Annotated in this window: 23 protein-coding genes and 1 other RNA gene; 5 read left to right on the forward strand and 19 right to left on the reverse strand. The window is 63.8% G+C overall.

The genetic code is table 11. The features are described 5' to 3' along the window. Positions 1-103 precede the first annotated feature (103 nt). Positions 104-1,030, reverse strand: a complete 927-nt coding sequence (locus P8H27_RS01330) for a M23 family metallopeptidase (protein WP_289634815.1) — start codon at positions 1,028-1,030, stop codon at positions 104-106. An 81-nt stretch (positions 1,031-1,111) separates the two neighbouring features. Between P8H27_RS01330 and P8H27_RS01335 the strand changes: the two genes are divergently transcribed. Next, positions 1,112-1,567: a DciA family protein gene (locus tag P8H27_RS01335; protein WP_289634817.1), complete on the forward strand. Its 456-nt coding sequence runs from the start codon at positions 1,112-1,114 to the stop codon at positions 1,565-1,567. A 102-nt stretch (positions 1,568-1,669) separates the two neighbouring features. Here P8H27_RS01335 and lpxC read toward each other — a convergent pair whose 3' ends face one another. From lpxC to rsmI, 18 genes are all read right to left on the reverse strand, one after another. Then, positions 1,670-2,581, reverse strand: a complete 912-nt coding sequence (lpxC, locus tag P8H27_RS01340) for a UDP-3-O-acyl-N-acetylglucosamine deacetylase (protein ID WP_289634818.1) — start codon at positions 2,579-2,581, stop codon at positions 1,670-1,672. A gap of 112 nt (positions 2,582-2,693) precedes the next feature. Further along, positions 2,694-3,878, reverse strand: a complete 1,185-nt coding sequence (gene ftsZ, locus P8H27_RS01345; protein WP_289634819.1) for a cell division protein FtsZ — start codon at positions 3,876-3,878, stop codon at positions 2,694-2,696. A 55-nt stretch (positions 3,879-3,933) separates the two neighbouring features. Then, positions 3,934-5,181, reverse strand: coding sequence for a cell division protein FtsA (gene ftsA, locus P8H27_RS01350; protein WP_289634820.1), 1,248 nt, complete (start codon positions 5,179-5,181; stop codon positions 3,934-3,936). Between the two features lie 20 nt (positions 5,182-5,201). Beyond that, positions 5,202-6,059: a cell division protein FtsQ/DivIB gene (locus P8H27_RS01355; protein ID WP_289634821.1), complete on the reverse strand. Its 858-nt coding sequence runs from the start codon at positions 6,057-6,059 to the stop codon at positions 5,202-5,204. A 3-nt stretch (positions 6,060-6,062) separates the two neighbouring features. Then, entirely contained in the window at positions 6,063-7,013 is a 951-nt protein-coding gene (locus tag P8H27_RS01360) for a D-alanine--D-alanine ligase (RefSeq protein WP_289634822.1), read from the reverse strand. After that, on the reverse strand, positions 7,010-8,434 hold the full coding sequence (gene murC, locus P8H27_RS01365; RefSeq protein ID WP_289634887.1) for a UDP-N-acetylmuramate--L-alanine ligase: 1,425 nt from the start codon (positions 8,432-8,434) through the stop codon (positions 7,010-7,012). The genes P8H27_RS01360 and murC overlap by 4 nt, the downstream gene beginning before the upstream one ends. Positions 8,435-8,462: 28 nt before the next feature. Then, on the reverse strand, positions 8,463-9,533 hold the full coding sequence (murG, locus tag P8H27_RS01370) for an undecaprenyldiphospho-muramoylpentapeptide beta-N-acetylglucosaminyltransferase (RefSeq protein ID WP_289634824.1): 1,071 nt from the start codon (positions 9,531-9,533) through the stop codon (positions 8,463-8,465). Then, complete coding sequence (ftsW, locus tag P8H27_RS01375) at positions 9,523-10,734, reverse strand: putative lipid II flippase FtsW (protein ID WP_289634825.1); 1,212 nt, start codon at positions 10,732-10,734, stop codon at positions 9,523-9,525. The genes murG and ftsW overlap by 11 nt, the downstream gene beginning before the upstream one ends. Beyond that, entirely contained in the window at positions 10,734-12,080 is a 1,347-nt protein-coding gene (gene murD, locus P8H27_RS01380; RefSeq protein WP_289634826.1) for a UDP-N-acetylmuramoyl-L-alanine--D-glutamate ligase, read from the reverse strand. The genes ftsW and murD overlap by 1 nt, the downstream gene beginning before the upstream one ends. 7 nt (positions 12,081-12,087) lie before the next feature. Continuing rightward, on the reverse strand, positions 12,088-13,170 hold the full coding sequence (gene mraY, locus P8H27_RS01385) for a phospho-N-acetylmuramoyl-pentapeptide-transferase (protein ID WP_289634827.1): 1,083 nt from the start codon (positions 13,168-13,170) through the stop codon (positions 12,088-12,090). After that, complete coding sequence (gene murF / locus P8H27_RS01390) at positions 13,171-14,565, reverse strand: UDP-N-acetylmuramoyl-tripeptide--D-alanyl-D-alanine ligase (protein WP_289634828.1); 1,395 nt, start codon at positions 14,563-14,565, stop codon at positions 13,171-13,173. It abuts the gene before it with no gap. After that, positions 14,558-16,021 (reverse strand): UDP-N-acetylmuramoyl-L-alanyl-D-glutamate--2,6-diaminopimelate ligase, encoded by a 1,464-nt coding sequence (locus tag P8H27_RS01395; RefSeq protein ID WP_289634829.1) that lies wholly within the window; start codon positions 16,019-16,021, stop codon positions 14,558-14,560. The genes murF and P8H27_RS01395 overlap by 8 nt, the downstream gene beginning before the upstream one ends. Beyond that, positions 16,021-17,754 (reverse strand): peptidoglycan D,D-transpeptidase FtsI family protein, encoded by a 1,734-nt coding sequence (locus tag P8H27_RS01400; protein ID WP_374761309.1) that lies wholly within the window; start codon positions 17,752-17,754, stop codon positions 16,021-16,023. The genes P8H27_RS01395 and P8H27_RS01400 overlap by 1 nt, the downstream gene beginning before the upstream one ends. Next, complete coding sequence (gene ftsL, locus P8H27_RS01405) at positions 17,751-18,044, reverse strand: cell division protein FtsL (RefSeq protein ID WP_289634830.1); 294 nt, start codon at positions 18,042-18,044, stop codon at positions 17,751-17,753. Before ftsL ends, P8H27_RS01400 begins: the two co-directional genes overlap by 4 nt. Beyond that, positions 18,041-18,982, reverse strand: coding sequence for a 16S rRNA (cytosine(1402)-N(4))-methyltransferase RsmH (rsmH, locus tag P8H27_RS01410; protein ID WP_289634831.1), 942 nt, complete (start codon positions 18,980-18,982; stop codon positions 18,041-18,043). The genes ftsL and rsmH overlap by 4 nt, the downstream gene beginning before the upstream one ends. Before the next feature lie 2 nt (positions 18,983-18,984). Then, a complete protein-coding gene (gene mraZ, locus P8H27_RS01415) occupies positions 18,985-19,440 on the reverse strand; it encodes a division/cell wall cluster transcriptional repressor MraZ (protein WP_289634833.1) in 456 nt (151 codons plus the stop codon). A gap of 309 nt (positions 19,441-19,749) precedes the next feature. Next, an RNA gene (gene rnpB, locus P8H27_RS01420) (RNase P RNA component class A) lies at positions 19,750-20,108 on the reverse strand. A gap of 41 nt (positions 20,109-20,149) precedes the next feature. Next, entirely contained in the window at positions 20,150-21,055 is a 906-nt protein-coding gene (gene rsmI, locus P8H27_RS01425) for a 16S rRNA (cytidine(1402)-2'-O)-methyltransferase (RefSeq protein WP_289634834.1), read from the reverse strand. A gap of 90 nt (positions 21,056-21,145) precedes the next feature. On the opposite strand from rsmI, the gene P8H27_RS01430 reads away from it, so the two are divergent. From P8H27_RS01430 to P8H27_RS01445, 4 genes are read left to right on the forward strand one after another with little or no spacing between them, the layout of a single operon-like run. Then, positions 21,146-22,957 carry a penicillin-binding protein activator gene (locus tag P8H27_RS01430; protein ID WP_289634835.1) on the forward strand — a complete coding sequence of 604 codons (1,812 nt, stop codon included), beginning with the start codon at positions 21,146-21,148 and terminating at the stop codon, positions 22,955-22,957. Continuing rightward, positions 22,954-23,328 (forward strand): YraN family protein, encoded by a 375-nt coding sequence (locus P8H27_RS01435; protein ID WP_289634836.1) that lies wholly within the window; start codon positions 22,954-22,956, stop codon positions 23,326-23,328. Before P8H27_RS01430 ends, P8H27_RS01435 begins: the two co-directional genes overlap by 4 nt. 30 nt (positions 23,329-23,358) lie before the next feature. Beyond that, positions 23,359-23,952 (forward strand): phosphoheptose isomerase, encoded by a 594-nt coding sequence (locus tag P8H27_RS01440; RefSeq protein ID WP_289634837.1) that lies wholly within the window; start codon positions 23,359-23,361, stop codon positions 23,950-23,952. Further along, positions 23,949-24,482, forward strand: a complete 534-nt coding sequence (locus tag P8H27_RS01445; RefSeq protein WP_289634838.1) for a BON domain-containing protein — start codon at positions 23,949-23,951, stop codon at positions 24,480-24,482. The genes P8H27_RS01440 and P8H27_RS01445 overlap by 4 nt, the downstream gene beginning before the upstream one ends. Positions 24,483-24,867: the final 385 nt, after the last annotated feature.

Below are 24,867 nucleotides of genomic sequence, written 5' to 3' on the forward strand. Positions count from 1 at the left end.
CCACGCGTATGGATGGAGGGCGGCCCATGAGTCGCCCATGCAGCCCTCATGGCTGCGTGCGAAGGGGGCATTCTACTCGGAAACGGAGATGAAGAAAGCGGCGTTATTCGACGCTGCTGACTCGCGCGATATAGCTGGAGGGATTGACCACCCGGCCATTTTGGCTAACTTCGAAGTGCACGTGGGAACCGGTAGAGCGGCCGGTGCTGCCAACCTTGGCAATAACCTGGCCGCGCTGCACCAGATCGCCAACCTGCACCAGGTTGCTCCGATTATGCGCATACAGGGTGATGTAACCGTCGGCATGGCTGATTTCCACGGTATTGCCATAGCCGGAGCGCCGGCCCGAGGCGGTCACCACGCCAGCGGCTACCGCAACCACATCACTACCGGCCTTGGCGGCGAAGTCCACGCCCTTGTGCACGCTCAAACGGCCGGTCAGCGGATCGGCACGCCGGCCGAACGGAGACGACACATAGCCTTGCAACACCGGCCGTCCAGCCAGGTATTCGGCCTCATTCAGTTGGCGGTCGGCAAGCAGTTGCTCGAGAACCTCGAGCTGCTGTTCGCGGCTGTCCAGGCGCAGGGCTAGATCATCGAGGGTGCTGATGAATGACGGCGGCGCATAGGCCGAACCACCGAACAGTTCTTCCGGGCCGCCCTGACCGACATTCAGGGAAAAATCGAATTCACTGGCATCCAGCTCGGCCAGCTCGGTAAGCCGCTCGCCCAACGCATCCAGACGAGTCAAACGGGCCTGCAACTCGGCAACATGGGCGGCGAAGGCATCCAGTTGCCGCTGCGCATCGACCCGCACCGCACCCACCTCCGCACGCTGCCGATTCAGCGCTTCGGTCAACTGCGCAGTGCCTGGCAGGCGATCCACTTGCGGCACGACCCACGCCCCTACCGCAATCCCACTGCCCAGCGCCGCCGCTATCAACATGACCAGCGCAACCAGCAACCAACGTAAATCCAGGCTCAGCGAGCGCGCGGCGCCGTGACTCCGATCGAGTAGAATAATGTGCATGGCTTCCCCTTATAGGCGGAGCCCAAGTCGGCGGCAGGGATTCTGCTACCATGGCGGCCCCACAATCTCAGGCGTCCTGCCATGACGTTTCGTCCTTTGCCGGCTAAAGCACCCGCCGCGCTAATGCGCGAAGCGAAGCCCTTGAAAGCGCTGTTCAACCAGGCGCAACGCATCGATCGCCTACAGCACTTACTGGCAAGCCAGCTGCAACCCGCGGCCCGCGAACACTGTCATGTCGCGTCCTGGCGTGAGGGCTGCCTGCTTCTTATCGTCACCGATGGCCACTGGGCCACCCGCTTGCGTTATCAACAACGACGCCTGCTCAGGCAGTTGCAGACCCTCGAAGAGTTCGCGACCTTAACCAAGATCCTGTTCAAGGTGCAACCGCCAGCTGCCGAAAGGCGTGCGTCCGGTCGCACTATCAGCCTCTCCAGCGCCGCCGCCGAGCACATCCAAGCCACTGCCGACGGCATTACCGACCCGAAGCTGCGCGCGGCGCTGGAGCGGTTGGCCAAGCATGGCGAACCCGACGAATGATGCCCAAGCGAGCCGGATCAAGACGCCGCTGCAGGGTCGCCGTGCAGGAAAAAACAAGCCACCCGAGGGTGGCTTGAAAACACAAAGGATGAGAGTTTTGGCTTACACCGCCGCAACCGGGCGCATGTAGGAGATAGGCGCATTCTTGATGTCGTCGAAGGTGACCACTTCCCAAGCATCCGTCTGCTCGATCAACGCGCGCAGTAGACGATTGTTCAAGGCATGCCCCGACTTGAAGCCACGGAACTCGCCAATCAGGCTATTGCCTAGCAGGTAGAGATCGCCGATGGCATCGAGGATCTTGTGCTTGACGAATTCGTCCTCGTAACGCAGGCCGTCTTCGTTGAGCACGCGATGCTCATCCACCACAATGGCGTTATCCACGCTGCCGCCGAGCGCCAGGTTCTGCGAGCGGAGGAACTCGATGTCGCGCATGAAGCCGAAGGTGCGCGCCCGGCTGACTTCCTTGACGAAAGAGGTGCTGGAAAAATCCACGCTGGCCGACTGGGTGCGGTTGCGGAACACCGGGTGATCGAAATCGATCTCGAAGCTCACCTTGAAACCTTCGAACGGCACGAAAGTGGCGCGCTTGTCGCCCTCTTCGACCGTTACTTCGCGAAGGATACGGATGAATTTCTTGTGCGCCTCCTGCTCCTGCAACCCAGCGGACTGAATCAGGAATACAAAGGGGCCAGCACTGCCATCCATGATCGGTACTTCGGACGCGGAGAGCTCGACGTAGGCGTTATCGATGCCCAGGCCAGCCATGGCCGAAAGCAGGTGCTCTACCGTATCCACCTTGACGTCACCATTGACCAAGGTGGTCGACATGGTGGTTTCACCGACATTACCCGCACGCGCGGCGATTTCCACCATGGGCTCGAGGTCGGTGCGACGGAACACGATACCGGTGTCCACAGGTGCCGGCTTCAGGGTCAGGTATACCTTCTCCCCGGAATGCAGGCCGACGCCGGTGGCGCGGATAATGTTCTTCAGGGTACGTTGTCTGATCATGGCTTGGGCCGCTATAGCACTAGTTGCGAATTGTTTTCAACAATGGCCGGCGATGATAGCAGAACCGGCCTTTGCTGAACACCAATCGCCCCAATACTCCCGATGCATTCCATCAATCGACCTGACGCCGCAGGAAGGCCGGGATGTCCAGATAATCCAGGTCATCCTGCGGGTTCAACTTGGCCGCAGTGGCACCGCCGCCATGGCTTTGACGCTGAACGGTGGGGCGTTCGTAGTCCTTGTAATTGACGCTTTGCTCGCCACGCGCCGGGGCGGGTTGGGCGACGGCCGGTGCACTGACTTGCACGGTATTGTCGATCACCTTGACCGGCTTCTCGATTTTCGCGCCCAGACCCGTGGCGACCACGGTGACGTGTAACTCGTCGCGCATGTCCGGATCGATCACGGTGCCCACCTTGACGGTGGCGTGCTCGGAAGCGAACTGCTCGATGATGTTGCCGACGTCGGAGTACTCGCCCAGGGACAGGTCGGGACCGGCGGTGATGTTGACCAGGATGCCACGCGCGCCCTGCAGGTTGACGTCTTCCAGCAGCGGATTGCGGATCGCCGCCTCGGTGGCCTCGCGCGCACGGTTCGGACCGCTGGCGCAGCCGGTGCCCATCATCGCCATGCCCATTTCGCTCATCACGGTTTTCACGTCGGCGAAGTCGACGTTGATCATGCCCGGACGCTTGATGATGTCGGAGATGCCACGCACGGCACCGGCCAGCACGTCGTCGGCCTTGGCGAACGCCGACAGCAGGCTGGCGTCTTTACCGAGGATGGTCAGCAGTTTTTCGTTGGGAATGGTGATCAGCGAGTCGACGCTTTCCGCCAGGGCGCGAATGCCCTCTTCGGCGATCTGCATGCGCTTGCGCCCTTCGAACGGGAACGGACGAGTCACCACCGCGACGGTGAGAATGCCCATTTCCTTGGCCACCTGGGCGATCACCGGCGCGGCGCCGGTGCCGGTACCGCCACCCATACCGGTGGTGATGAAGACCATGTCGCAGCCTTGCAGCACTTCGGCGATGCGCTCGCGATCTTCCATGGCGGCCTGCCGGCCGACTTCAGGGTTGGCGCCTGCGCCCAAGCCCTTGGTCACCCCAGTGCCCAGCTGCAGGATGGTGCGCGCACCGATATTTTTCAGTGCCTGGGCATCGGTATTGGCGCAGATGAACTCGACGCCTTCGATGTTGTTCTTCGCCATGTGGTTGACCGCATTACCGCCGCCGCCGCCCACGCCAATTACCTTGATGACCGCACTTTGCGGGATGTTGTCTACGAGCTCGAACATTTTCCCTCTCCTTTGCTTTTCTAGTTGTAACGCCTACTGCACACACGGTTCTAAATCAGAAATTGCTTTGTACCCAGCGCTTCAAGCGCTCGAATGCCGGCGCCTTGAGTTCATCGCCGTAACTGCCGATGGTCGACATGGAGATGCCGTCGGCCTGCTTCTGCAGGCCATACAGCAACAGGCCCACGCTGGTGGAATAAATCGGGTTGCGCACCACGTCGGCCAGACCCTTGACGCCGTGCGGCATGCCCAGGCGCACCGGCATGTGGAAGATTTCCTCGGCCAGCTCGACCGCCCCCTCCATCTTCGAAGTGCCGCCGGTGAGGACGATGCCCGCCGGAATCAGATCCTCGTAGCCGCTGCGCCGCAGCTCGGCCTGGATCAGGGTGAACAGCTCGTCGTAACGCGGCTCGACCACTTCGGCCAGGGACTGGCGCGACAGGTCGCGCGGCGGCCGGTCGCCGACGCTCGGCACCTTGATGGTCTCGCCGGCACCGGCCAGCTTGGCCAGGGCACAGGCATAACGAATCTTGATTTCTTCGGCATATTGGGTCGGCGTGCGCAAGGCCATGGCGATGTCGTTGGTGACCTGATCGCCGGCAATCGGAATCACCGCGGTGTGGCGAATCGCGCCCTCGGTAAAGATGCAGATATCGGTGGTGCCGCCGCCGATATCGACCAGGCACACACCCAGCTCTTTCTCGTCGTCGGTCAACACCGCATAGGCCGAGGCCAGCTGCTCGAGAATGATGTCGTCGACTTCCAGGCCGCAGCGGCGCACGCACTTCTCGACGTTCTGCGCCGCATTCACCGCACAGGTGACCACATGCACCTTGGCTTCCAGGCGCACGCCGGACATGCCCAGCGGCTCGCGCACGCCTTCCTGGTTGTCGATCACGTAATCCTGCGGCAGGGTGTGCAGCACCCGCTGATCCGCCGGAATGGCCACGGCCTGGGCCGCATCCAGCACGCGCTCGAGGTCGGCCGGGCTGACTTCGCGATCGCGGATGGCGACGATGCCGTGGCTGTTGAGGCTGCGGATATGGTTGCCGGCGACGCCGACGAAGGCCGAATGAATCCGGCAGCCGGCCATCAGCTGCGCCTCTTCCACCGCGCGCTGGATCGACTGTACGGTCGATTCGATATTCACCACCACGCCCTTTTTCAGGCCCCGCGACGGATGGGTGCCGATACCGACGATTTCCAACTGGCCATCGGCGGTCACTTCACCGACCAGCGCCACCACCTTGGAGGTGCCGATATCGAGGCCAACGATCATCTTGCCGCTCTGCACATTTGCCATGGTTGCTGCCTTCTCCTGATTCACTGCACGACAGCGGTATCGGCCGCCGTGGGCGCAACCGGCTCACGCCACGCCACGGCCAGGCCGTTGGCGTAACGCAGATCGATCCGCGCGATATTCGTTTGTTGCTCTTTCAGCGCCTTGTCGTAGATGGCGCTGAAGCGACGCATTTTTTCCACCAGGTGGTCGCGGCCCAACAGCAGCTCGATGCCCTGCCCGGTGGAGAGGAACCAACTGCCGCGCTCACGCAACTCCAGACGCGCCACGGAAAAGCCCATTGGACGCAACATCTGACTGAGCACCTGATACTGCTGCATGACTTTCTGCTGGGCCCGCTTGGGGCCATACAGCTGCGGCAGGTGCTGATAATTCGCCTGTTCCTTGGGCGCGAAAGCTTGCCCCTGGTTGTTCAACAGGGCTTCATCGCCCCAACGGGCAATCGGCAAGTGCTCCTCGAGACGCACCAGCAGCTGATCCGGCCATACCCGACGTACCTGCGCGCTGGCGATCCAGGGCATCTGCTCCAGTTCATGGCGCATACCCGGCAGATCGACACTGAAGAAGCTCGCCTTGGCGAACGGCTCGATACGCTGCTGTACCGCCTGCTGGCTGATGTAGCTGAGGTCGCCCTCGACGCTGATCTTGGCGATCGGCCGATCGGCATAAGGCAGCAGACGCTGCGCCAACTCGTAAGCGGCGAAGCCCAACAGCAACAGCAGCAGCGGCCAGGCGATGCGCTTGAGCAAAGAGAGATTGGGCCTGGGCAAGCGCAGGCTGATCGGCTCCTTGGCCACCAGGCGGCTGGCGCCGCGCTGCGCAGGCTTGCCGCGCAACGGAGCACGTGCAGAACCTGGCTGGTGGCGCAGAGTGGCGATCATGGCTTACCCCCGGGCCTCAAGGCTGTCGGCGAGGATCGCCAACACCAGTTGTTGAAAGTCCAGGCCGGCGGCACGCGCCGCCATCGGCACCAAACTGTGGTCGGTCATGCCCGGCACGGTATTGACCTCTAGCAGCCAGAACTGGCCGGCAGCGTCCTGCATCACATCGACCCGCGCCCAGCCCTGGGTGCCGACCGCCTCGCAGGCCCGCGCGCTGAGGGATCGCAACTCTTCTTCCTTGGCCGCATCGAGGCCGCAGGGGATGCGGTACTGGGTGTCATTGGCCAGGTACTTGGCGTCGTAGTCGTAAAACGAATGCGGCGTGCCCAGGGCAATCGGCGGCAACACCTGGCCACGCAGCACGGCGATGGTGAACTCCGGGCCGTGGATCCATTGCTCGACCAGCACCTGCGAGTCGTAACGGCTGGCGTCCTGCCAGGCGGCGATCAGGGACTCGACATCGGCGACCTTGGCCATGCCGATGCTCGAGCCTTCGTGGGCGGGCTTGACGATCAGCGGAAAACCCAGCTCGGCCGCGGCGGTGCGGCAGTCCTCGGCACTGGCCAATACCGCATGGCGCGGCGTCGGCAGGCCGAGACTCTGCCACACCTGCTTGGTGCGCAGCTTGTCCATGGCCAGGGCGGAAGCCAGAATGCCGCTGCCGGTGTAAGGGATACCGGCGCACTCGAGCAGCCCCTGCATGCTGCCGTCTTCGCCGCCACGCCCGTGCAACACGATGAAGGCACGGTCGATTTTCTCGCGGCACAGACGCTGCAGGAAATCGTCGCCGACATCGATGCCAAAGGCATCCACGCCCGCATCTTGCAGGGCGCCGAGCACCGCATTGCCGGACTTCAGCGAGACTTCGCGTTCGGCACTCTTGCCGCCGAACAGCACGGCGACGCGGCCGAAGGCAGTGACGGGCAGGTGCGATTTCAAGGTTTCGCCGCTCATTTGCACCCCGCCTCTTTCGACTCGCCGGCAGCCGCGGCGAACAGCGCGCTCTGCAACAGTTGCGGGGCCAGGCCGCCGATATCGCCGGCGCCCTGACACAGGAGGATGTCGCCGGCACGCAACAGCGGCTTGATCAGCGGCGCCAGCTCGACGCCGCGCTCGATGTAGATCGGATCCAACTGGCCGCGCTGGCGAATGCTGTGGCACAGGTGCTTGCTGTCGGCGCCGGGGATCGGTTCTTCGCCGGCCGGATAGACTTCCATCAGCAGCAGGACGTTGGTTTCGGCCAGCACCTGGACGAAATCCTCGTAGAGGTCGCGGGTACGGCTGAAACGGTGCGGTTGATAGACCATCACCAGACGCCGCTCCGGCCAACCGCCGCGCACCGCCTTGATCACCGCGGCGACTTCGCGCGGGTGGTGGCCGTAATCGTCGACCAGCATCACGCTGCCGCCGGCCACCGGCAGTTCGCCGTAGACCTGGAAGCGCCGACCGACACCCTGGAAGCCCGACAGGCCCTGGACGATGGCCTGATCGCTGATGCCTTCATCGGTCGCGATGGCGATGGTCGCCAGGGCATTGAGCACGTTGTGGTTGCCCGGCATGTTGACCGACACATCCAGCGGTTCGCAGTCGCGCCGCAATACGGTGAAGAAGGTCTGCATGCCTTGCTGGCGCACGTTGATCGCGCGCACGTCGGCATCTTCGCCGAAGCCGTAGGTCATGACCGGGCGCTTCACCTGTGGCAGGATCTCGCGCACGATGGGGTCGTCGACGCACATCACCGCCAAGCCGTAGAACGGCAGGTTATGCAGGAACTCGACGAAGGTCTTCTTCAACTTGTTGAAGTCGCCCTCGTAGGTGCTCATGTGATCCATGTCGATATTGGTGACCACCGCGACCATCGGCTGCAAATGCAGGAAACTGGCGTCGCTCTCGTCCGCTTCGGCGATCAGGTAGCGGCTGGTGCCCAGCTGGGCATTGGTGCCCGCCGCATTCAGCCGGCCGCCGATGACGAAGGTCGGATCCAGGCCGCCGGCGGCGAACACCGAGGCCAGCAGGCTGGTGGTGGTGGTCTTGCCATGGGTACCGGCCACGGCAATGCCATGCCGGTAACGCATCAGCTCGGCGAGCATTTCCGCACGCGGCACCACCGGCACACGCCGCTCCAGGGCTGCGGCCACTTCCGGGTTGGCGGTATTCACGGCACTGGAGACCACCAGCACGTCGGCACTCTCGGCATTCTCGGCGCGGTGGCCGATATGGATCTGCGCGCCGAAACTCTGCAGACGCTCGGTGACCGCCGACGCCTTGAGGTCGGAACCGGACACCTGGTAGCCCAGATTGAGCAGCACTTCGGCGATGCCGCACATACCGGCGCCACCGATACCGACGAAGTGGATACGGCGGATACGGCGCATTTCAGGCTGCGGGAAAGCTTTGCGACTCTCAACCACGGGCCACCTCCAGGCAAATATCGACAACAGTACGGGTTGCATCGGGCTTGGCCAGACGCCGCGCGGTGCGCGCCATTTCTTTCAATCGTTCTGGGTGCATCAAAACCTCGGACAGCTGGGCGGCCAGCGTGGCGGCGTCTGTGGAGCGTTGCGGCAGAAGGACGGCAGCGCCCTCCCTGGCGAGATAGCCGGCGTTATGGGTCTGGTGATCGTCGATGGCATGCGGCAGCGGCAGCAGGAATGACGGCAGACCGGCGGCGGCCAGTTCGCTGACGGTCAAGGCGCCGGCGCGACACACCACCAAGTCGGCCCAGCCGTAGGCACCGGCCATGTCCTTGATAAAAGGGGCGACCTGCGCTTCGACGCCGGCATCGCGGTAACGTTCGCCAGTAATTGCATCGTGCTGCTTGCCGGCCTGGTGAAACACCTCCGGGCGCAACTCGCCCGGCAGCAACGCCAGCGCGGCCGGCAGCAGTTTGTTCAGCGGCTCGGCGCCCAGACTGCCACCCAGGATCAGCAGGCGCGGGCGGCGATTGCGCAGTGCCGCGCGCGGGGTTTCCAGGAACAGCTCCTCGCGCACCGGATTGCCAGTGGTGCGGCGCTTGGCCGAAGCACCGAAGGTATTCGGGAAGGCCTCGCACACGCGACTGGCGAAGGGCACCAGGCTGCGATTGGCGGTACCGGCCACGGCATTCTGCTCGTGGATGATCAAGGGCGCGCCGCCCAGCCTGGCCGCCAGGCCGCCGGGACCGGTGACGAAACCGCCCATGCCGAGCACGCACACCGGCTGCAGCTCGCGCACCACTTTGCGCGCCTGGAACAGCGCCTTGAGCAGCTGCAACGGCGCCTTGAGCAGCGACAACTTGCCCTTGCCGCGCAGCCCGCTGACGTCGATCAGATGCAACGGCAGGTTGGCGGCCGGTACCAATTCGTTCTCGATGCCGCGCGGGGTGCCCAGCCAGTGCACGCGGTAACCGCGCGCCTGGAATTCGCGCGCACAGGCCAGCGCCGGGAACACGTGCCCGCCGGTACCGCCGGCCATGATCAGCACATTACCGGGCATGGGCAGGCTCCTCGGTAAAATCCGACTCAGCGAAGTCGACATCCTCGCTACCCAGTTGGGTGCGCCGCTCCCACTCGATGCGCAGCAGCAGCGCCAGGCTGACGCAGCAGATCACCAGGGAACTGCCGCCGTAGCTGAGGAACGGCAGGGTCAAACCCTTGGTCGGCAGCAGGCCGATGTTGACCCCAATATTGATCAGGAATTGGCCGATCCACAGGAAAGCCAAGCCGTAGGCGACATAGGCGGCGAAAAACTGCTTGGCCTGCTCCGCCCACAGACCGATGTACAGGGCACGCACGCTGACGAAGACGAACAAGGCCACGGTGGTCAACGCGCCGATCATGCCCAGCTCTTCGGCGAGCACGGCGAAGACGAAGTCGGTGTGCGCCTCCGGCAGGTAGAACTGCTTCTGAATGCTGTTGCCCAGACCGACACCCAACCATTCGCCCCGGCCGAAGGCGATCAGCGCCTGGGTCAACTGATAGCCGGAACCGAATTGGTCGGCCCAGGGGTCGGTGAAGGTGATCAGGCGTTGCAGGCGGTACTCCTGGGTCTGCACCAGGACGAACACCGCGCCGACGGCCAGGGCGACCATCAGGCCGAAACGCAGCAGGCCGACGCCGCCGAGGAACAGCATGGCCGCCGCGGCGCCCATCATCACCACGGTGGCGCCGAAGTCCGGCTCCAGCAACAGCAGGCCGGCCATGGGCAACAGCACGATGAAGGGCTTGAAGAAACCGGCCCAGCTTTCGCGCACTTCCGCCTGACGACGCACCAGGTAACCGGCCAGGTAGATCACCACGAGCAGTTTGGCGATTTCCGACGGCTGCACGTTGAAGGCGCCGAAACCGATCCAGCGCATCGAACCATTGACCTCCCGGCCGATACCCGGCACCAGCACCAGCGTCAGCAAGGCGAAGGCCGCCAGCAGCGCCATTGCGCTGAAGCGTTGCCAGCTTGCCAGCGGAACCAACAGCACCACAACGGCGGCAGCGAGGCCGACCAACAGGTAAATCAGGTGACGGAGCATGTAGTACAACGGGCTGCCCGCATTCACCGCGGCCACCTCGGTGGAGGCGGAAGCGATCATCACCAGACCCAGGCCGAGCAGGGCCAGGCAGCCGGCCAGCAACGGAAAGTCCAGATCCACACCCTGACGGCCGAACAGCGGGGACGGGTACAGGCGCAGGAAGGCCAGCATCAGACGAGTGCCCCCACGGCCTGGGCGAACAGGCGTCCGCGCTCTTCAAAATTCTTGAACATGTCCAGGCTGGCGCAGGCCGGCGAGAGCAGCACCGCATCGCCCGCCTGGGCCAGTTCTGCGGAGCGCCGCACGGCCTCCTCCAGGCTGGTTACCCGGATCAGCGGTACGCCGTCGCCGAGCGCCGCGGCCAGGCGCTCGGCATCGCGGCCGAGCAATAGCACGGCGCGGCAGAACCGTGCGACCGGCTTGGCCAAGGCCGAGAAGTCGGCACCCTTGCCGTCGCCGCCGGCGATCAACACCAGCTTGCCGGCGATATCCGCGCCCAGGCCCTCGATGGCGGCCAGGGCGGCGCCGACGTTGGTCGCCTTGGAATCGTCGTAGTAGCTCACGGCGTCACGCTCGCCGACCCACTGGCAGCGATGCGGCAGGCCGGCGAAGCGCTTCAGGGCCTCCAGCATCGGCTCGAACGGCAGGCCGACCGCATGCCCCAGGGCCAACGCCGCCAGGGCGTTGGCCTGATTGTGCGCGCCACGGATTTTCAGCTCGCGCACCGCCAGCAGTGCGTCGAACTGGTAAGCCAAGTATTTCTCGCCGTTCTCCTCGAGCAGACCGAAGCGCTTGAAGTCCGGCTTGCCCAGACCGAACAACCAGCACGGCAGGTCGTCCGCCACCAGCGGCCGCGACAAAGCATCGTCGCGATTGACCACCACCTGGCGCGCGCCGCGGAAGATCCGGTGCTTGGCCAGGTGATAGGCGGCCAGCGAGGCATAGCGATCCATATGGTCTTCGCTGATGTTCAGGCAGGTCGCCACTTCGGCGTTGAGCTGATCGGTGGTTTCCAGTTGGAAGCTGGACAGCTCCAGGACATACAGCTCCACTTCATCGCTCAACAGGTCGAGCGCCGGGGTGCCGAGGTTGCCGCCGACCGCGACCTTCTTGCCGGCCGCCGCCGCCATCTCGCCGACCAATGTGGTCACCGTGCTCTTGGCGTTGGAGCCGGTGATGGCGACGATCGGTGCCTTGGCATAACGGGCGAACAGGTCGATGTCGCCGGACAGCTTGACCCCGCGCGCGGACGCCGCCTGCAGCGCCGGGGTGGCGATGGCCAGGCCCGGGCTGACCAGCAGCTCGTTGGCGCGGCAGAGGAAGTCCACGTCCAGTTCGCCGCAACGCACTTCCACCTGCGGGAACTGCTCACGCAAGGTGGCCAGTTCCGGCGGGTTGGCACGGGTGTCGACCACGGCGAACGGCAAGCCCTGGCGCGCGAGGAAGCGCACCAGGGACAGGCCGCTCTTGCCGAGGCCGACAACGATGCGGAATTGGTCGGAAGCGATCAGGCTCATAGTCTCCTCAACGCAATTTCAGGGTGGCAAGGCCGATCAACACCAGAATCACGGTGATGATCCAGAAACGCACGATGACCCGCGGCTCGGGCCAGCCTTTCAGTTCGAAGTGGTGATGAATCGGCGCCATGCGGAATACCCGCTTGCCGGTCAATTTGAAGGAGGCGACCTGGATGATCACCGACAGGGTTTCCATGACGAACACCCCGCCCATGATGAACAGCACCACTTCCTGGCGCACGATCACCGCGATGGTGCCCAGGGCCGCGCCCAGCGCCAGCGCGCCGACGTCACCCATGAACACCTGGGCCGGGTAGGTGTTGAACCACAAGAAGCCCAGGCCGGCGCCGACCAGGGCGGCGCAGAACACGATTAGCTCGCCCGCCCCCGGCAAATACGGAATAAACAGGTATTCGGCAAACTTCACGTTGCCCGACAGGTAGCAGAAGATGCCCAGGGCGCCGCCGACCATCACGGTGGGCAGGATCGCCAGGCCATCCAGGCCGTCGGTCAGGTTGACCGCATTGCTCGAACCGACGATGACGAAATAGGTCAGCACCACGAAGCCCGCGCCCAACGGGATGCCCACGTCTTTGAGCAGCGGCAGGATCAGGGTGGTTTCCGCAGGAGTCTGCGCGGTCATATAAAGGAACAAGGCCGCCGCCAGACCGAACACCGACTGCCAGAAATACTTCCAGCGACTCGGCAGGCCGCGCGAATCCTTCTCGATCACCTTGCGGTAGTCGTCGACCCAGCCGATCGCGCCGAACAGCAGGGTCACCGCCAGCACCACCCACACGTAGCGATTGCTCAGGTCGGCCCAGAGCAGGGTGCTGATCGCGATGGCGGAGAGAATCAAGGCGCCGCCCATGGTCGGCGTGCCCTTCTTCGACAGGTGCGACTGCGGCCCGTCATTGCGCACCGACTGGCCGATTTGACGGATCTGCAGGGTGCGGATCATCCACGGCCCCAGCCACAACGACAGCGCCAGTGCGGTCAGCACACCGAGAATCCCGCGCAGGGTCAGGTACTGAAAGACCGCGAAGCCCTTGTAGAACTGTTGCAGGTACTCCGCCAACAGCAGCAGCATTTAATGACTCTCCATTGGGTGATTCTCGCTGGATGTGCCACAGAGCGCCGCCACGACTTTATCCATCGCGGCGCTGCGTGAACCCTTGATTAGAATGGTGGTGTCGCCCTGCTCGGCGCGTAACGCTTCGATCAGGCCGGCTTGCTCGGCAAAATGCCGGCCAGCGGCGCCAAACGCTGCCACCGCATGGGCCATCAGGGGGCCAACCGCATAGAGCGCGGTCACCTTGCCCGCGGCATAGCTACCTAGATCGCGGTGGGCCTGCTCGGCCCAGGTACCCAACTCGCCCATGTCCCCGAGCACCAGAACGGTGCGACCGGAGAAGCCGGCGAGTATATCAATCGCCGCGCACATCGACGCGGGGTTGGCGTTGTAGCTGTCATCGATGACCCGCACGCCATTGTCCGCCAACTGCGCTACGGCGCGGCCTCTGACCGGCTGCAGGTTTTCCAGGCCGGTTTTAATATCGACCAACGGCACGCACAGGGCCTGCGCAGCCGCAGCTGCCGCCAGGGCATTGGCGACGTTGTGCTCGCCGAGCAGATTGAGCTGTATCCGTGCCAGACCCCCGGCGCAGTGCAGGGTGAAGGCCGAGCAACCGCGCGCATCGCGGCTCAGGTCGCGGGCATGGAAGTCGGCCATCGGATTGTGCAAAGCGAAACTGAGGATCCGCTTGGCGCCAACGCGCCGTTGCCAGAGCGCAAAGGCCGCATCGTCGCGATTGAGCACGGCAACCCCGCCCTCGCCCAACCCTTCGAGGATCTCGCCTTTGGCCTCGACGATTTTTTCCGGCCCGCCAAACTCGCCAACATGGGCGGTGCCGGCATTGGTGATGATGGCCACCTGCGGTTGGGTCAGCCCGACCGTGTAGGCGATCTCGCCGACATGGTTGGCGCCCAGCTCGATCACCGCCGCGACATGTTCGGGCGCCAACTCAAGGAGCGTCAGGGGCGCCCCCAGGTCGTTGTTCAGATTGCCGCGGGTAGCGAGCACGGCACCGCCTTGCGCGCCGAACGCCGTGCGCAGAATGCTGGCCAGCATTTCCTTGACCGTGGTCTTGCCGCTGGAACCGGTGACCGCCACCAGCGGACCGCCATAGGCCTGACGATTGAGGGCGCCGAGCCGACCAAGCGCCAGACGCGTATCGGCCACCAGCACCTGTGGCAATGGTGCATCCGCCACTTCCCGCTCGACCAGCGCCGCCACCGCGCCCTTGGCGGCGACATCGGCCAGGTAGTGGTGGCCATCGAAGTTCGGCCCGCTCAGGGCGACGAATAGCTGGCCCGGTTGAATAGAACGGCTGTCGGTGCTGACCGCCGCGAAGGCGCAATCTTCACCGATCAGGCGCGCCTGCAGCGGCGCGCTGATTTCGCTCAAACGCAGGGTTTTAAGCATGCGCCACCTCCCATGCAGCCAGGGCTTTGCCTGCTTCGAGCAAATCGGAGAATGGCTGGCGCACGCCGTTGATTTCCTGATAGTCCTCATGCCCCTTGCCGGCCAGCACCAGCACATCGGCCGGGCTGGCAGTGGCGATCAACTGGGCGATGGCCTGGCCGCGACCATGGACGAACTGCACCCGCTCAGGCGCGGCAAAACCTGTGCGGATATCGCTGAAGATCTGCTCGGGCGCCTCGCCACGTGGGTTGTCGTCGGTGACCAGCACGCCATCGGCGAGACGCTCGACCACGGCCGCCATCAGCGGGCGCTTGCCGCGATCACGCTCGCCGCCGCAGCCGAACAGGCACAGCAGACGACCTTCGACATGCGGGCGCAGGGCTTCGAGCACCTTCTCCAGGGCATCCGGGGTGTGCGCGTAATCGACCACCACCAATGGCTGCCGGGCGCCACCCAGACGCTGCATGCGCCCCACCGGGCCCTGCAACTGCGGGAGCACCCTGAGGATTTCGTCGAGCGGATAATCCATGCCCAGCAGCGCACCGACCACCGCCAGCAGGTTGCTCAGGTTGAAACGCCCCAGCAGCGAGCTGCGCACGTTACCTTCGCCGCGCGGGGTGACCAGCTTGACGCGCACGCCCTGCTCGTCGAATTGGGCATCGCGGCAGTACAGATAGGCCGCGGGGTCTTCCAGGCTATAGCTGATCAGGCGCGAGTCATGCTCGGCACGGGCCAGCTCGCGACCGAATTGGTCGTCCAGATTGAGCACCCGGCAACGCAACCCCGGCCAGGCGAACAAGGCCGCCTTGGCTTCGCCATAGGCGTCCATCGAACCGTGATAGTCCAGATGATCGCGCGACAGGTTGGTGAACACCGCCACGTCGAACGCCAGCGCGGTCACGCGGCCCTGGTGCAAGCCGTGGGAGGAGACTTCCATCGCCACCGCACGGGCACCGGCATTCTTCAGGTCGGCCAAGGTGGCCTGCACGCCGATGGGATCCGGGGTGGTATGCCGGCCCAGGGCCAGCGCGTTGTAAAAGCCGTTACCCAGGGTGCCGACGATGCCGCAGCGTTCCCCCAGCAGATCCAATGCCTGGGCCAACAGCTGGCTGACGCTGGTCTTGCCGTTGGTGCCGGTAATGCCGACCAGATGCAAACCCCGGCTCGGCTCGCCGTAGAAGCGTCCGGCAATGGCCGACAGCTGGCCGGCCAAGCCCTTGATCGCCAGCAACTCGGCGCTGCTGGCCGTCATCGCGGGCGCAGCCTCGGCCTCATAGGCCACCGCAGCGGCGCCGCGGGCAATAGCGTCGGCAATATGCACGCGGCCATCCTGCTGGCTCCCCGGCACGGCCAGGAACAGATCACCGGGGCGCACCTTGCGGCTGTCCAGGGTCAATTCACGGATCAGCACCGCACTGGCGGCTTCAGGTAACAGTTGATTCAGCGGCATGGGCATCAGATGCGCCCTCCCTTGACGACGTTCACCGCAGTCGCTTGCGATTCGACCGGCGGTGTCAGGTTATCCGGCACGACATTCATCAGGCGCAGGGCACCGGCCATGACTTTGCCGAACACCGGCGCAGACACCAAACCACCGTAGTAGCCGCCCTTGCTGGGTTCGTCGATGACGATGGCAACGGCAATCCGCGGATCATTGACCGGGCCGAAACCGGCGAACAGTGAACGGTAGGCATTCTCCCGGTACCCTCTGGAGTCGGTCGAAACCTTGCGCGCGGTACCGCTCTTGCCCGCGACGTGGTAACCCGGAACCTTGGCCCGGAACACTCCACCGGGCGCTTCAATCACCTGCTGCAACATGCCCTGCATGGTCTTGGCGATAGCTTCAGGGATCACCTGCACGTCATCCGGTTTACGATCCATGCGCGTCAACGACAAGGGCACGCTGCGACCGCCATTGGCCAGCACCGAGTAGGCATGCGCCAACTGCACGGCCGTTACCGACAAGCCGTAGCCATAAGACAACGTGGCGGTTTCAGCCTTGCGCCATTCGCGGTAATTGGGCAGATTGCCGACCCGCTCGCCCGGAAAGCCCAAGCCGGTGTCCTGGCCCAGTCCGACCTGCTGCATCACCGAGTAGATGGACTCGCCGCCGATATCGAAGGCGACCTTGCTCATGCCGACGTTGCTCGACTTGATCAGAATCTCGGTGAGGCTCAACGGCCCACTGCTGCGTGAGACATCGCGAATCGTGTAGCGGCCAATCCGCAAGGTGCCCGGGTACACATCGACGGTATCGGTCGGCTTCCAGCGGCCACTCGCCAGAGCGGCACTCATGGAGAAAGGCTTCATGGTCGAACCCGGCTCGAATACATCGATCATCGCCCGGTTACGCATGGCGGCCGGCTGCAGATTGCGCCGGTTATTCGGGTTGTAGGTGGGCTGGTTGACCATGGCCAGCACTTCGCCGGTCTTCACATCAAGCATGACCAGACTGCCCGCCTTGGCCCCGAACTCGACCAGGGCGTTGCGCAGCTCGCGATGCGCCAGATACTGCAGGCGCAGGTCGATCGACAACGCCAGCGCCTTGCCCGCTTTGGCGTTCTGGGTGACCTGGACATCCTTGATCAAACGGCCGCGGCGATCCTTGAGCACTTGGCGCTTGCCCGGCACGCCGGCCAGCCACTCATCGAAAGCCAGCTCCATGCCTTCGCGACCGCGATCATCGATATCGGTAAACCCAACCACATGCGCGGTCACTTCGCCGCCCGGATAGAAACGCCGAAACTCTTCGATGGCGTACACGCCCGGCACCTGCAGATCGAGCACAAGTTGCCCCTGCTCCGGCGTCAGACCACGCACCAGGTACATGAATTCGCGTTCGGCATTGGCCTGCAGACGCACGCCAAACCCCTGCGCCTCCTGCCCCAACGCAGCCGCCAAGGCCGGCCATTGGCCCTTGCCGGCCTGCAATTCCTTGCCATTGGCCCACAGGGTGGTGACCGGGGTACTGACCGCCAACGGCTCGCCATTGCGATCGGTGACCAGGCCACGATGCGCTGGAATCGGGATATGCCGCACGCTACGCGCATCGCCATGGGCCTTGAGAAAGTCATGGTCGACCACATGCAGGTCGACCATGCGCCAGACGATGGCACCGACCATCAGCGCCAGGAGCAGCAGCACCAGGCGAAAACGCCAGGGATAAAGCGCCCCTTCGAGTCTGATCATGGCCCCACCAAGCGCACTTCGGCGGCTTCGGGAATGCGCATCTTCAGCTGTTCGCTGGCCAGGGTTTCGATACGGCTGTGGGCGGTCCAGGTGCTTTGCTCGAGAATCAAGCGCCCCCATTCGGCCTGCGCCCGGTCGCGAATGCTCAGTTCGGCATACAGCCCGTTGAGCAGTTGACGGTTCCAGTGCGCGCTATAAGAGACCGCTAGCGCCGTGCCGAGCACACCCAGGAACAGCACCAGCATCAGCAGGCTGCCCCTGGGCAATGGCTTGGCGAAGACCGTGCTCATCGCATTTTCTCCGCCACACGCATGACCGCGCTACGCGAGCGCGGATTGGCCTTCAGCTCGGCTTCGGAAGCGAATTGCGGCTTGCCGATCAGCTTCAAACGGGGCTCGAAGGCCTTGGGGATGATCGGCAGGTCACGCGGGTACTTGTCCTGCTCGCCCTTGGCCTGCTTGCGCATGAACTGCTTGACGATGCGATCCTCGAGGGAATGGAAGCTGATCACCACCAAGCGCCCGCCCACTTCAAGCGTCTCCAGCGCGGCGTCGAGGCCACGTTGCAGATCGCCAAGTTCGTTATTGATGTAAATGCGCAGCCCCTGGAACGCGCGGGTCGCCGGATTCTTGCCCTTCTCCCAGGCAGGATTGGCCACCGTCAGCACCTGCGCCAGATCGGCGGTGCGCTCAAAGGGCTGCTCCGCGCGGCGCAACACCACGGCTCGGGCCATGCGCCTGGCGAAACGCTCTTCGCCATATTCCTTGAACACCCTGGCGATTTCCTCTTCGCTGGCGCTGGCGATCCACTGCGCCGCGCTGACGCCGCGCGTGGGATCCATGCGCATGTCCAGCGGGCCGTCGTTGAGAAAGCTGAAGCCACGTTCGGCATCGTCCAGCTGCGGCGAGGAAACCCCCAGATCCAGCAGAATCCCACTGACCTTACCAGCCAGGCCGCGGACAACAGCTTCTTCGCCAAGTTCCGCGAAACTGCGCTGCACAACGACAAAGCGGCCGTCTTCGGCCGCTAACTCGTTGCCCGTGGCAATCGCCAAGGGGTCCTTATCGAACCCCAACAAGCGCCCGTCTGACCCGAGCTTTTCGAGGATCAACCGGCTATGCCCGCCACGGCCGAAGGTGCCATCCAGGTAGCAGCCACCCGCACGCACGGCCAACCCGTCGACAGCCTCGTCGAGTAGCACAGTAATATGGCGAAAGCTGCTGGTCATAGTCACAGGATCAAGTCACGTAGTTCGTCGGACAAAGCACCCGGTTGCTTGATGGCCGCCAAATCGGCATCGGCGACCGCATTCCAGGCATCTTCGTCCCACAGTTGAAATTTATTCAGTTGGCCGACCAACATCGCGCGCTTATCCAGCTTGGCGTACTCGCGCAGACGCGGCGGCACCAGAAAACGGCCGCTGGCATCCAGCTCGAGGTCAACGGCATTACCGATCAGCAAGCGCTGTAAACGGCGATTCTCCTCACGAAAGGACGCCAGCTCACGCAACTTGGCCTCAATCAGTTCCCACTCAGCCAGTGGGTAGACACATAGACAGGGGTCGATGGCATCGATGGTCACGATAAGCTGGCCCGCACAACGCGACACGAGCTCGTCCCGATACCGACTTGGTATCGCGAGTCGCCCTTTGGCGTCGAGACTGATGGCGTTGGCTCCACGAAACACAGTTGCGCTTCCCCTTAAATTAGCTATCCATGCCCAAAAAACCCCACTTCATGCCACTTCTTACCACCTGCACACACTATAGAAACGCCCACACCCCACCGTCAAGGCGCGCCTGGAGGGAAAAAGCCTTACAGAACGGCAATTTAGCCAACTAAAGAGGAGTAAGAGCGGAGCATTGGACGGGGTTTTTTGAGGCAATCTGAGCGTGCACAGCAAGCTGCACTTCAAACTTAAAGTAATTTGTTAAGAGTAAGATTTTTTCGGTCTTAAAAAAGCGAGGAGTAAAGGTGTCGCGGATAGAAAGGAAAGGTGGAGAGTCGATCTGTAAGCCGGGTTCTGTCGAGGACAGTCATTCCTCTACGGCGTACATCACTGCACGCCTTTAGCAACCTACCCGGTTCCAGCGCGGGCCACGCCAATGGAACCCTATTTGGTCTTGCTCCGAGTGGGGTTTGCCTAGCCACGGACTGTTACCAGCCGCGCGGTGCGCTCTTACCGCACCTTTTCACCCTTACCGGCGCCGAAGCGCTTAGGCGGTTATTTTCTGTGGCACTTTCCGTAGGCTCACGCCTCCCAGGCGTTACCTGGCACTCTGCCCTATGGAGCCCGGACTTTCCTCCCCCGCATTTCGCAGAACGAAACACGGCAGCGACTGTCCGATCGACTCTCCGCCGCCAAGGTTACCGGCACGCGCCCGATAGAACAAGGCTCAAGCGTCGTTCTGCCGCGCCAACGCCGCCTGATAGAGCAGGTTCTTGCGCACCCCGGTAATTTCCGCCGCCAGCGCCGCCGCTCGCTTGAGCGGCATTTCCTTGAGCAACAGCTCGAGCACCCGCAGCGCCTCGGCACTGACCGCCGCCTCGCCCTCGGGAGCCTGCCAACCCGCCACCAGCACCACGCACTCGCCGCGCTGCTGATTGCTATCGGCCGCCACCCAGGCGCTCAACTCGGCCAAGGGCAGGCCTTTGAGCGTCTCGAAGGTCTTGGTCAGTTCACGCGCCAGCAGTGCCGGGCGCTCGGCGCCGAACACCACCTGCATGTCTTCCAGGCACTCGAGGATGCGGTGTGGCGCTTCATAGAAGATCAGCGTGCGCGGCTCTTCCTTTACCTGCTCCAGGCGCGCACGACGCCCAGCCGTCTTGGCCGGTAGAAAACCCTCGAAAATAAACCGGTCGGACGGCAAGCCCGCCGCCGACAGCGCCGCAATCAGCGCACAGGCGCCCGGCACCGGCACCACGGCGACTCCGGCGGCCCGCGCCTGACGCACCAGGTGGTAACCCGGGTCGGAAATCAACGGCGTACCAGCGTCGGAAATCAACGCCACATCCTCGCCGCCCAGCAAGCGCGCGAGAAAGCGCCCGCCCTGATCGCGCTCGTTGTGCTCATGACAGGCGGCCAGCGGCGTGGCAATCCCGAAGTGCTGCAGCAGGCGGGCGGAGTGGCGGGTGTCCTCGGCGGCAATCAAGCTCACATCGCCGAGCACCTTGAGCGCCCGCGCACTGATGTCGTCCAGGTTGCCAATTGGCGTGGCGACCACATACAGGGTGCCGGGGGTGGAATTCGATGCACCGGAAGTGGTCACAGCACCAGCCTCTTCAATCGCAAAAGCGCGCATTGTAGCCCGTTTCACGCCATCGACATCGCGCCAGGGCCAGGCCTTGGGTACAATTCGCCGTTCATTTGATCAAGTATCAGGAACGCTTACATGATCGCCTGCCTGCGTCCGCTCCTCGTTCTCTGCTTTGCCGGCCTGCTTGGCGCCTGCGCCAGCTCGCCCTCATCTACCCTGGGGGAACTGCCGCGCACCCCTCAAGCCAACATCGAGCAACTGCTGCAGCAAGCCGACGCCAGCAAGCCCGAACCAGCCGCCCTGCTGCGCCTGGCTGCCGCGGATCTGGCTTACCAGCAGAAAAATATCGCGCGCGCCGACAGCATCCTCGAACAAGTGCCACTCAACAACCTGAAACCGGCCCAGCAGATCTACGCCAGCACCCTGGCCGCCGAACTGGCACTGGCACGCGAAAAACCCAAAGCCGCCCTGAAAGCGCTCGGCCATCCGAGCCTGGAGCGCCTGGCAGAGCTGCCGATTGAGCAGCAAATACGCACCCAACTGGCTCGCGCCAACGCCCTGCAGGCCGATGGACAGATCCTTGCCGCCGCGCGCGAACGCGTGTACATCGCCCCACTGCTCAGCGGCGAAACCGCCCAACGCAACCACGAAACGATCTGGGAGCTGACCTCCAGCCTACCCAGCGAGCAACTGCTCAGCAGCGACGGAACCGACCTGGCCGGATGGCTGGGCCTGGCTCGGGCGGCCAAGCCCCCCGGCACCCTGCAACAGCAGCAAGCCGCCATCGATACCTGGCTGGCACAGAACCCGCAGCATCCCGCCGCCCTGCAGTTACCGCCGGCACTGAGCCAACTGCAAGAACTCTCCAGCCAACCTTTGCACGAAATCGCCCTGCTGCTGCCACAACAAGGCCCGCTTGCAGCCGTAGCACGCGCCTTGCGCGACGGCTTTCTCTCCGCCCACTATCGGGCCAAGCAGGCCGGGCAGAACCCGCCCGACATCCAGTTCTATGACAGCTCGAGCATGGACTCCCTGGATGAGTTCTACCGCCAGGCACAGGCGGCCGGCGTCGAGCTGGTGATCGGCCCACTGGAAAAGCCGTTGGTCAAACAACTCAGCGATCGCGAGCAACTACCGATCACCACCCTGGCCCTGAACTACAGCGATCCAGGCCAGGAAGGCCCGGCGCAGCTGTTCCAGTTCGGCCTCGCCGCCGAAGACGAAGCGCGCGAAGTGGCACGCCGCGCCTGGGCCGACGGCATGCGCCGGGCAGCCGCCCTGGTGCCGCGCGGCGACTGGGGCGACCGGGTTCTCGATGCCTTCCGGCAGAGCTGGCAAGCCCAGGGCGGCACCCTGATCGCCGCCGAACACGTCGACCAACCGGTCGAACTGGCCCGGCAAATTGCCGAGCTGTTCCAATTGCGCGAAAGCGAAGCACGCACCAAGCGCCTGAAGAACACCCTGGGCGTTGCGGTGGCCGCACAGCCGGCACGGCGCCAGGACATCGATTTCATCTTCCTGGCGGCGACCCCGCAGCAAGCGCAGCAGATCAAACCGACCCTGGCCTTCCAGTACGCTGGCGACGTGCCCGTGTACGCCACTTCGCACCTGTTTACCGGCAACCACAGCAGCGCCCAGTATCAAGACCTGAACGGCATTCGCTTTTGCGAAACGCCCTGGCTGCTCAACGTCAACGATCCCGTACGTCAGCAAGTCGAAAGCCAGTGGCCGCAAGCCGGTGGCAGTCTCGGCCGGCTCTATGCTATGGGCGCCGACGCCTACCTCCTGGCCCCGCGCCTGAGCCAGCTCAAGGCCCTGCCAGAGACGCGGATCGACGGCCTGTCGGGCAGCCTCGGCCTCAATCCGGCACAGCGCATCGAGCGCCAACTGCCCTGGGCCGAGTTTCGCGGCGGTCGCGTCGAGCACCTGCCAGACAACCTCAATTGATCGACCACAACAGCACCCAGAGCAGCGGCAGGGCCGCCGAAGAGCTGGCCCGCCTGCATCTGCAGCAACACGGTCTGAAGCTTTTGGCGCAGAACTGGAGCTGCCGCCGCGGCGAGCTTGATCTGGTCATGCTCGACGCCGATACAGTAGTATTCGTCGAGGTCCGCTACCGTCGACACTCCGCCTGGGGCGGCGCTGCGGAGAGCGTGGACGCACGCAAGCGCGACAAGCTCACGAGAGCCGCCATGCACTTTTTGCAGGAACAATCGCGCTGGGCCAAACACCCCTGCCGGTTCGACGTGATTGCCATAACCGCCGAAGGCAGCTCGACTCCCCGACTGAACTGGATTCAAAACGCCTTTGACACCTGAACCGGCGCCACACTAAAGGTTAAATCTCCGATGGAAATGCAAGACCGTATCCGCCAACTGTTCCTGGCCAGCATTGAAACCAAGCAACAGGCTCTGGAAGTTCTGGTTCCGTTCATCGAACAAGGCAGCCTGGCCATGGTTCAGACCCTGCTCAGCGAGGGCAAGATCCTCACCTGCGGCAACGGCGGATCCGCAGGCGATGCCCAGCATTTCTCCTCCGAGCTGCTCAACCGCTTCGAGCGCGAACGTCCGAGCCTGCCAGCCATTGCCCTGACCACCGACAGCTCGACCATCACCTCGATCGCCAACGACTACAGCTACAACGAGATTTTCTCCAAGCAGATCCGTGCCCTCGGCCAGCCGGGCGATGTGTTGCTGGCGATCTCCACCAGCGGCAACTCGGCCAACGTGATCCAGGCCATCCAGGCCGCCCACGACCGTGAAATGACCGTGGTCGCGCTAACCGGCCGCGATGGCGGCGGCATGGCCTCGCTGCTGCTACCGGAAGACGTTGAGATTCGCGTACCGTCGAAGGTCACCGCACGCATACAGGAGGTTCACCTGCTGGCGATCCACTGCCTGTGCGACCTGATCGACCGCCAACTGTTTGGGAGTGAAGAATGACCCGTTCGCCACTGATCCTTGCCGGGCTGCTATGCAGCCTGATTCTTGCCGGCTGCGGCAGCCGCAGTATCGGCAACAAAATCGATGACCAGTTCATTGCCCCAGAGGTCAGCGCCAATATCAGCCGCGCCCATATCGATCTGACCGACCCCACCTCGCACATCGTGGTCACCAGCTACAACGGCGCAGTGCTGCTGGCCGGACAGACGCCGCGCAGCGAGCTGAAAGCCGCCGCCGAACAGGCGGCGCGCAAGGTTCAGGGCGTCGCCAAGGTGCACAACGAGCTGCAGATCCTGCAGCCGACTTCGCTGCTCGCGCGCAGCAACGACTCGCTACTGACCACCAAGATCAAGGCCCAGATGGTAGCCGACGCAACCGTACCGGGCTCGCGGATCAAGGTGATCACCGAGAACGGCATCGTCTATCTGCTAGGCCTGGTCTCGCGCCAGGAAGCCAATCGGGCGACCGGCCTGGTGCAGAGCACCTCCGGCGTGCAGAAGATCGTCAAGCTGTTCCAATATATAGATTAGGGACAGCGCAAGCTGCAATGAACATCATCTCGAGAGGAGGCGGGATCGCCCCGCCATCTTCTCGGCGGTTGTGAAAATATCGAGCGCCGTCGCGAGGCTGTCTCCAGACATTCGCGGCGAGCGTTTTTCACCGCCGCAGGCCCCAGCCTATTGATCGCCGACCTCCTGGCGCGCGCTTCGTCCCCCAGGCGCATCAGGTTCCGCCACCCGGTGAAGGGTCGCGGCCATTGCCCGTCAGAACACACAACGAAGTTTGTAACGCTCCCAGCCGTCGGATTCCGAGAGGCCGTTTACTGCGGCTCAACTTGGAGTAGTTGTTCCAGCCACGCGGCACGCTGTTTCACGCCATGTTTGGCGCACGCAAAAGGCTCTGTACCCGTTAGGT

The sequence above is a fragment of the Pseudomonas sp. sp1636 genome, assembly GCF_030376615.1.
Taxonomy (GTDB): Bacteria; Pseudomonadota; Gammaproteobacteria; order Pseudomonadales; family Pseudomonadaceae; genus Aquipseudomonas.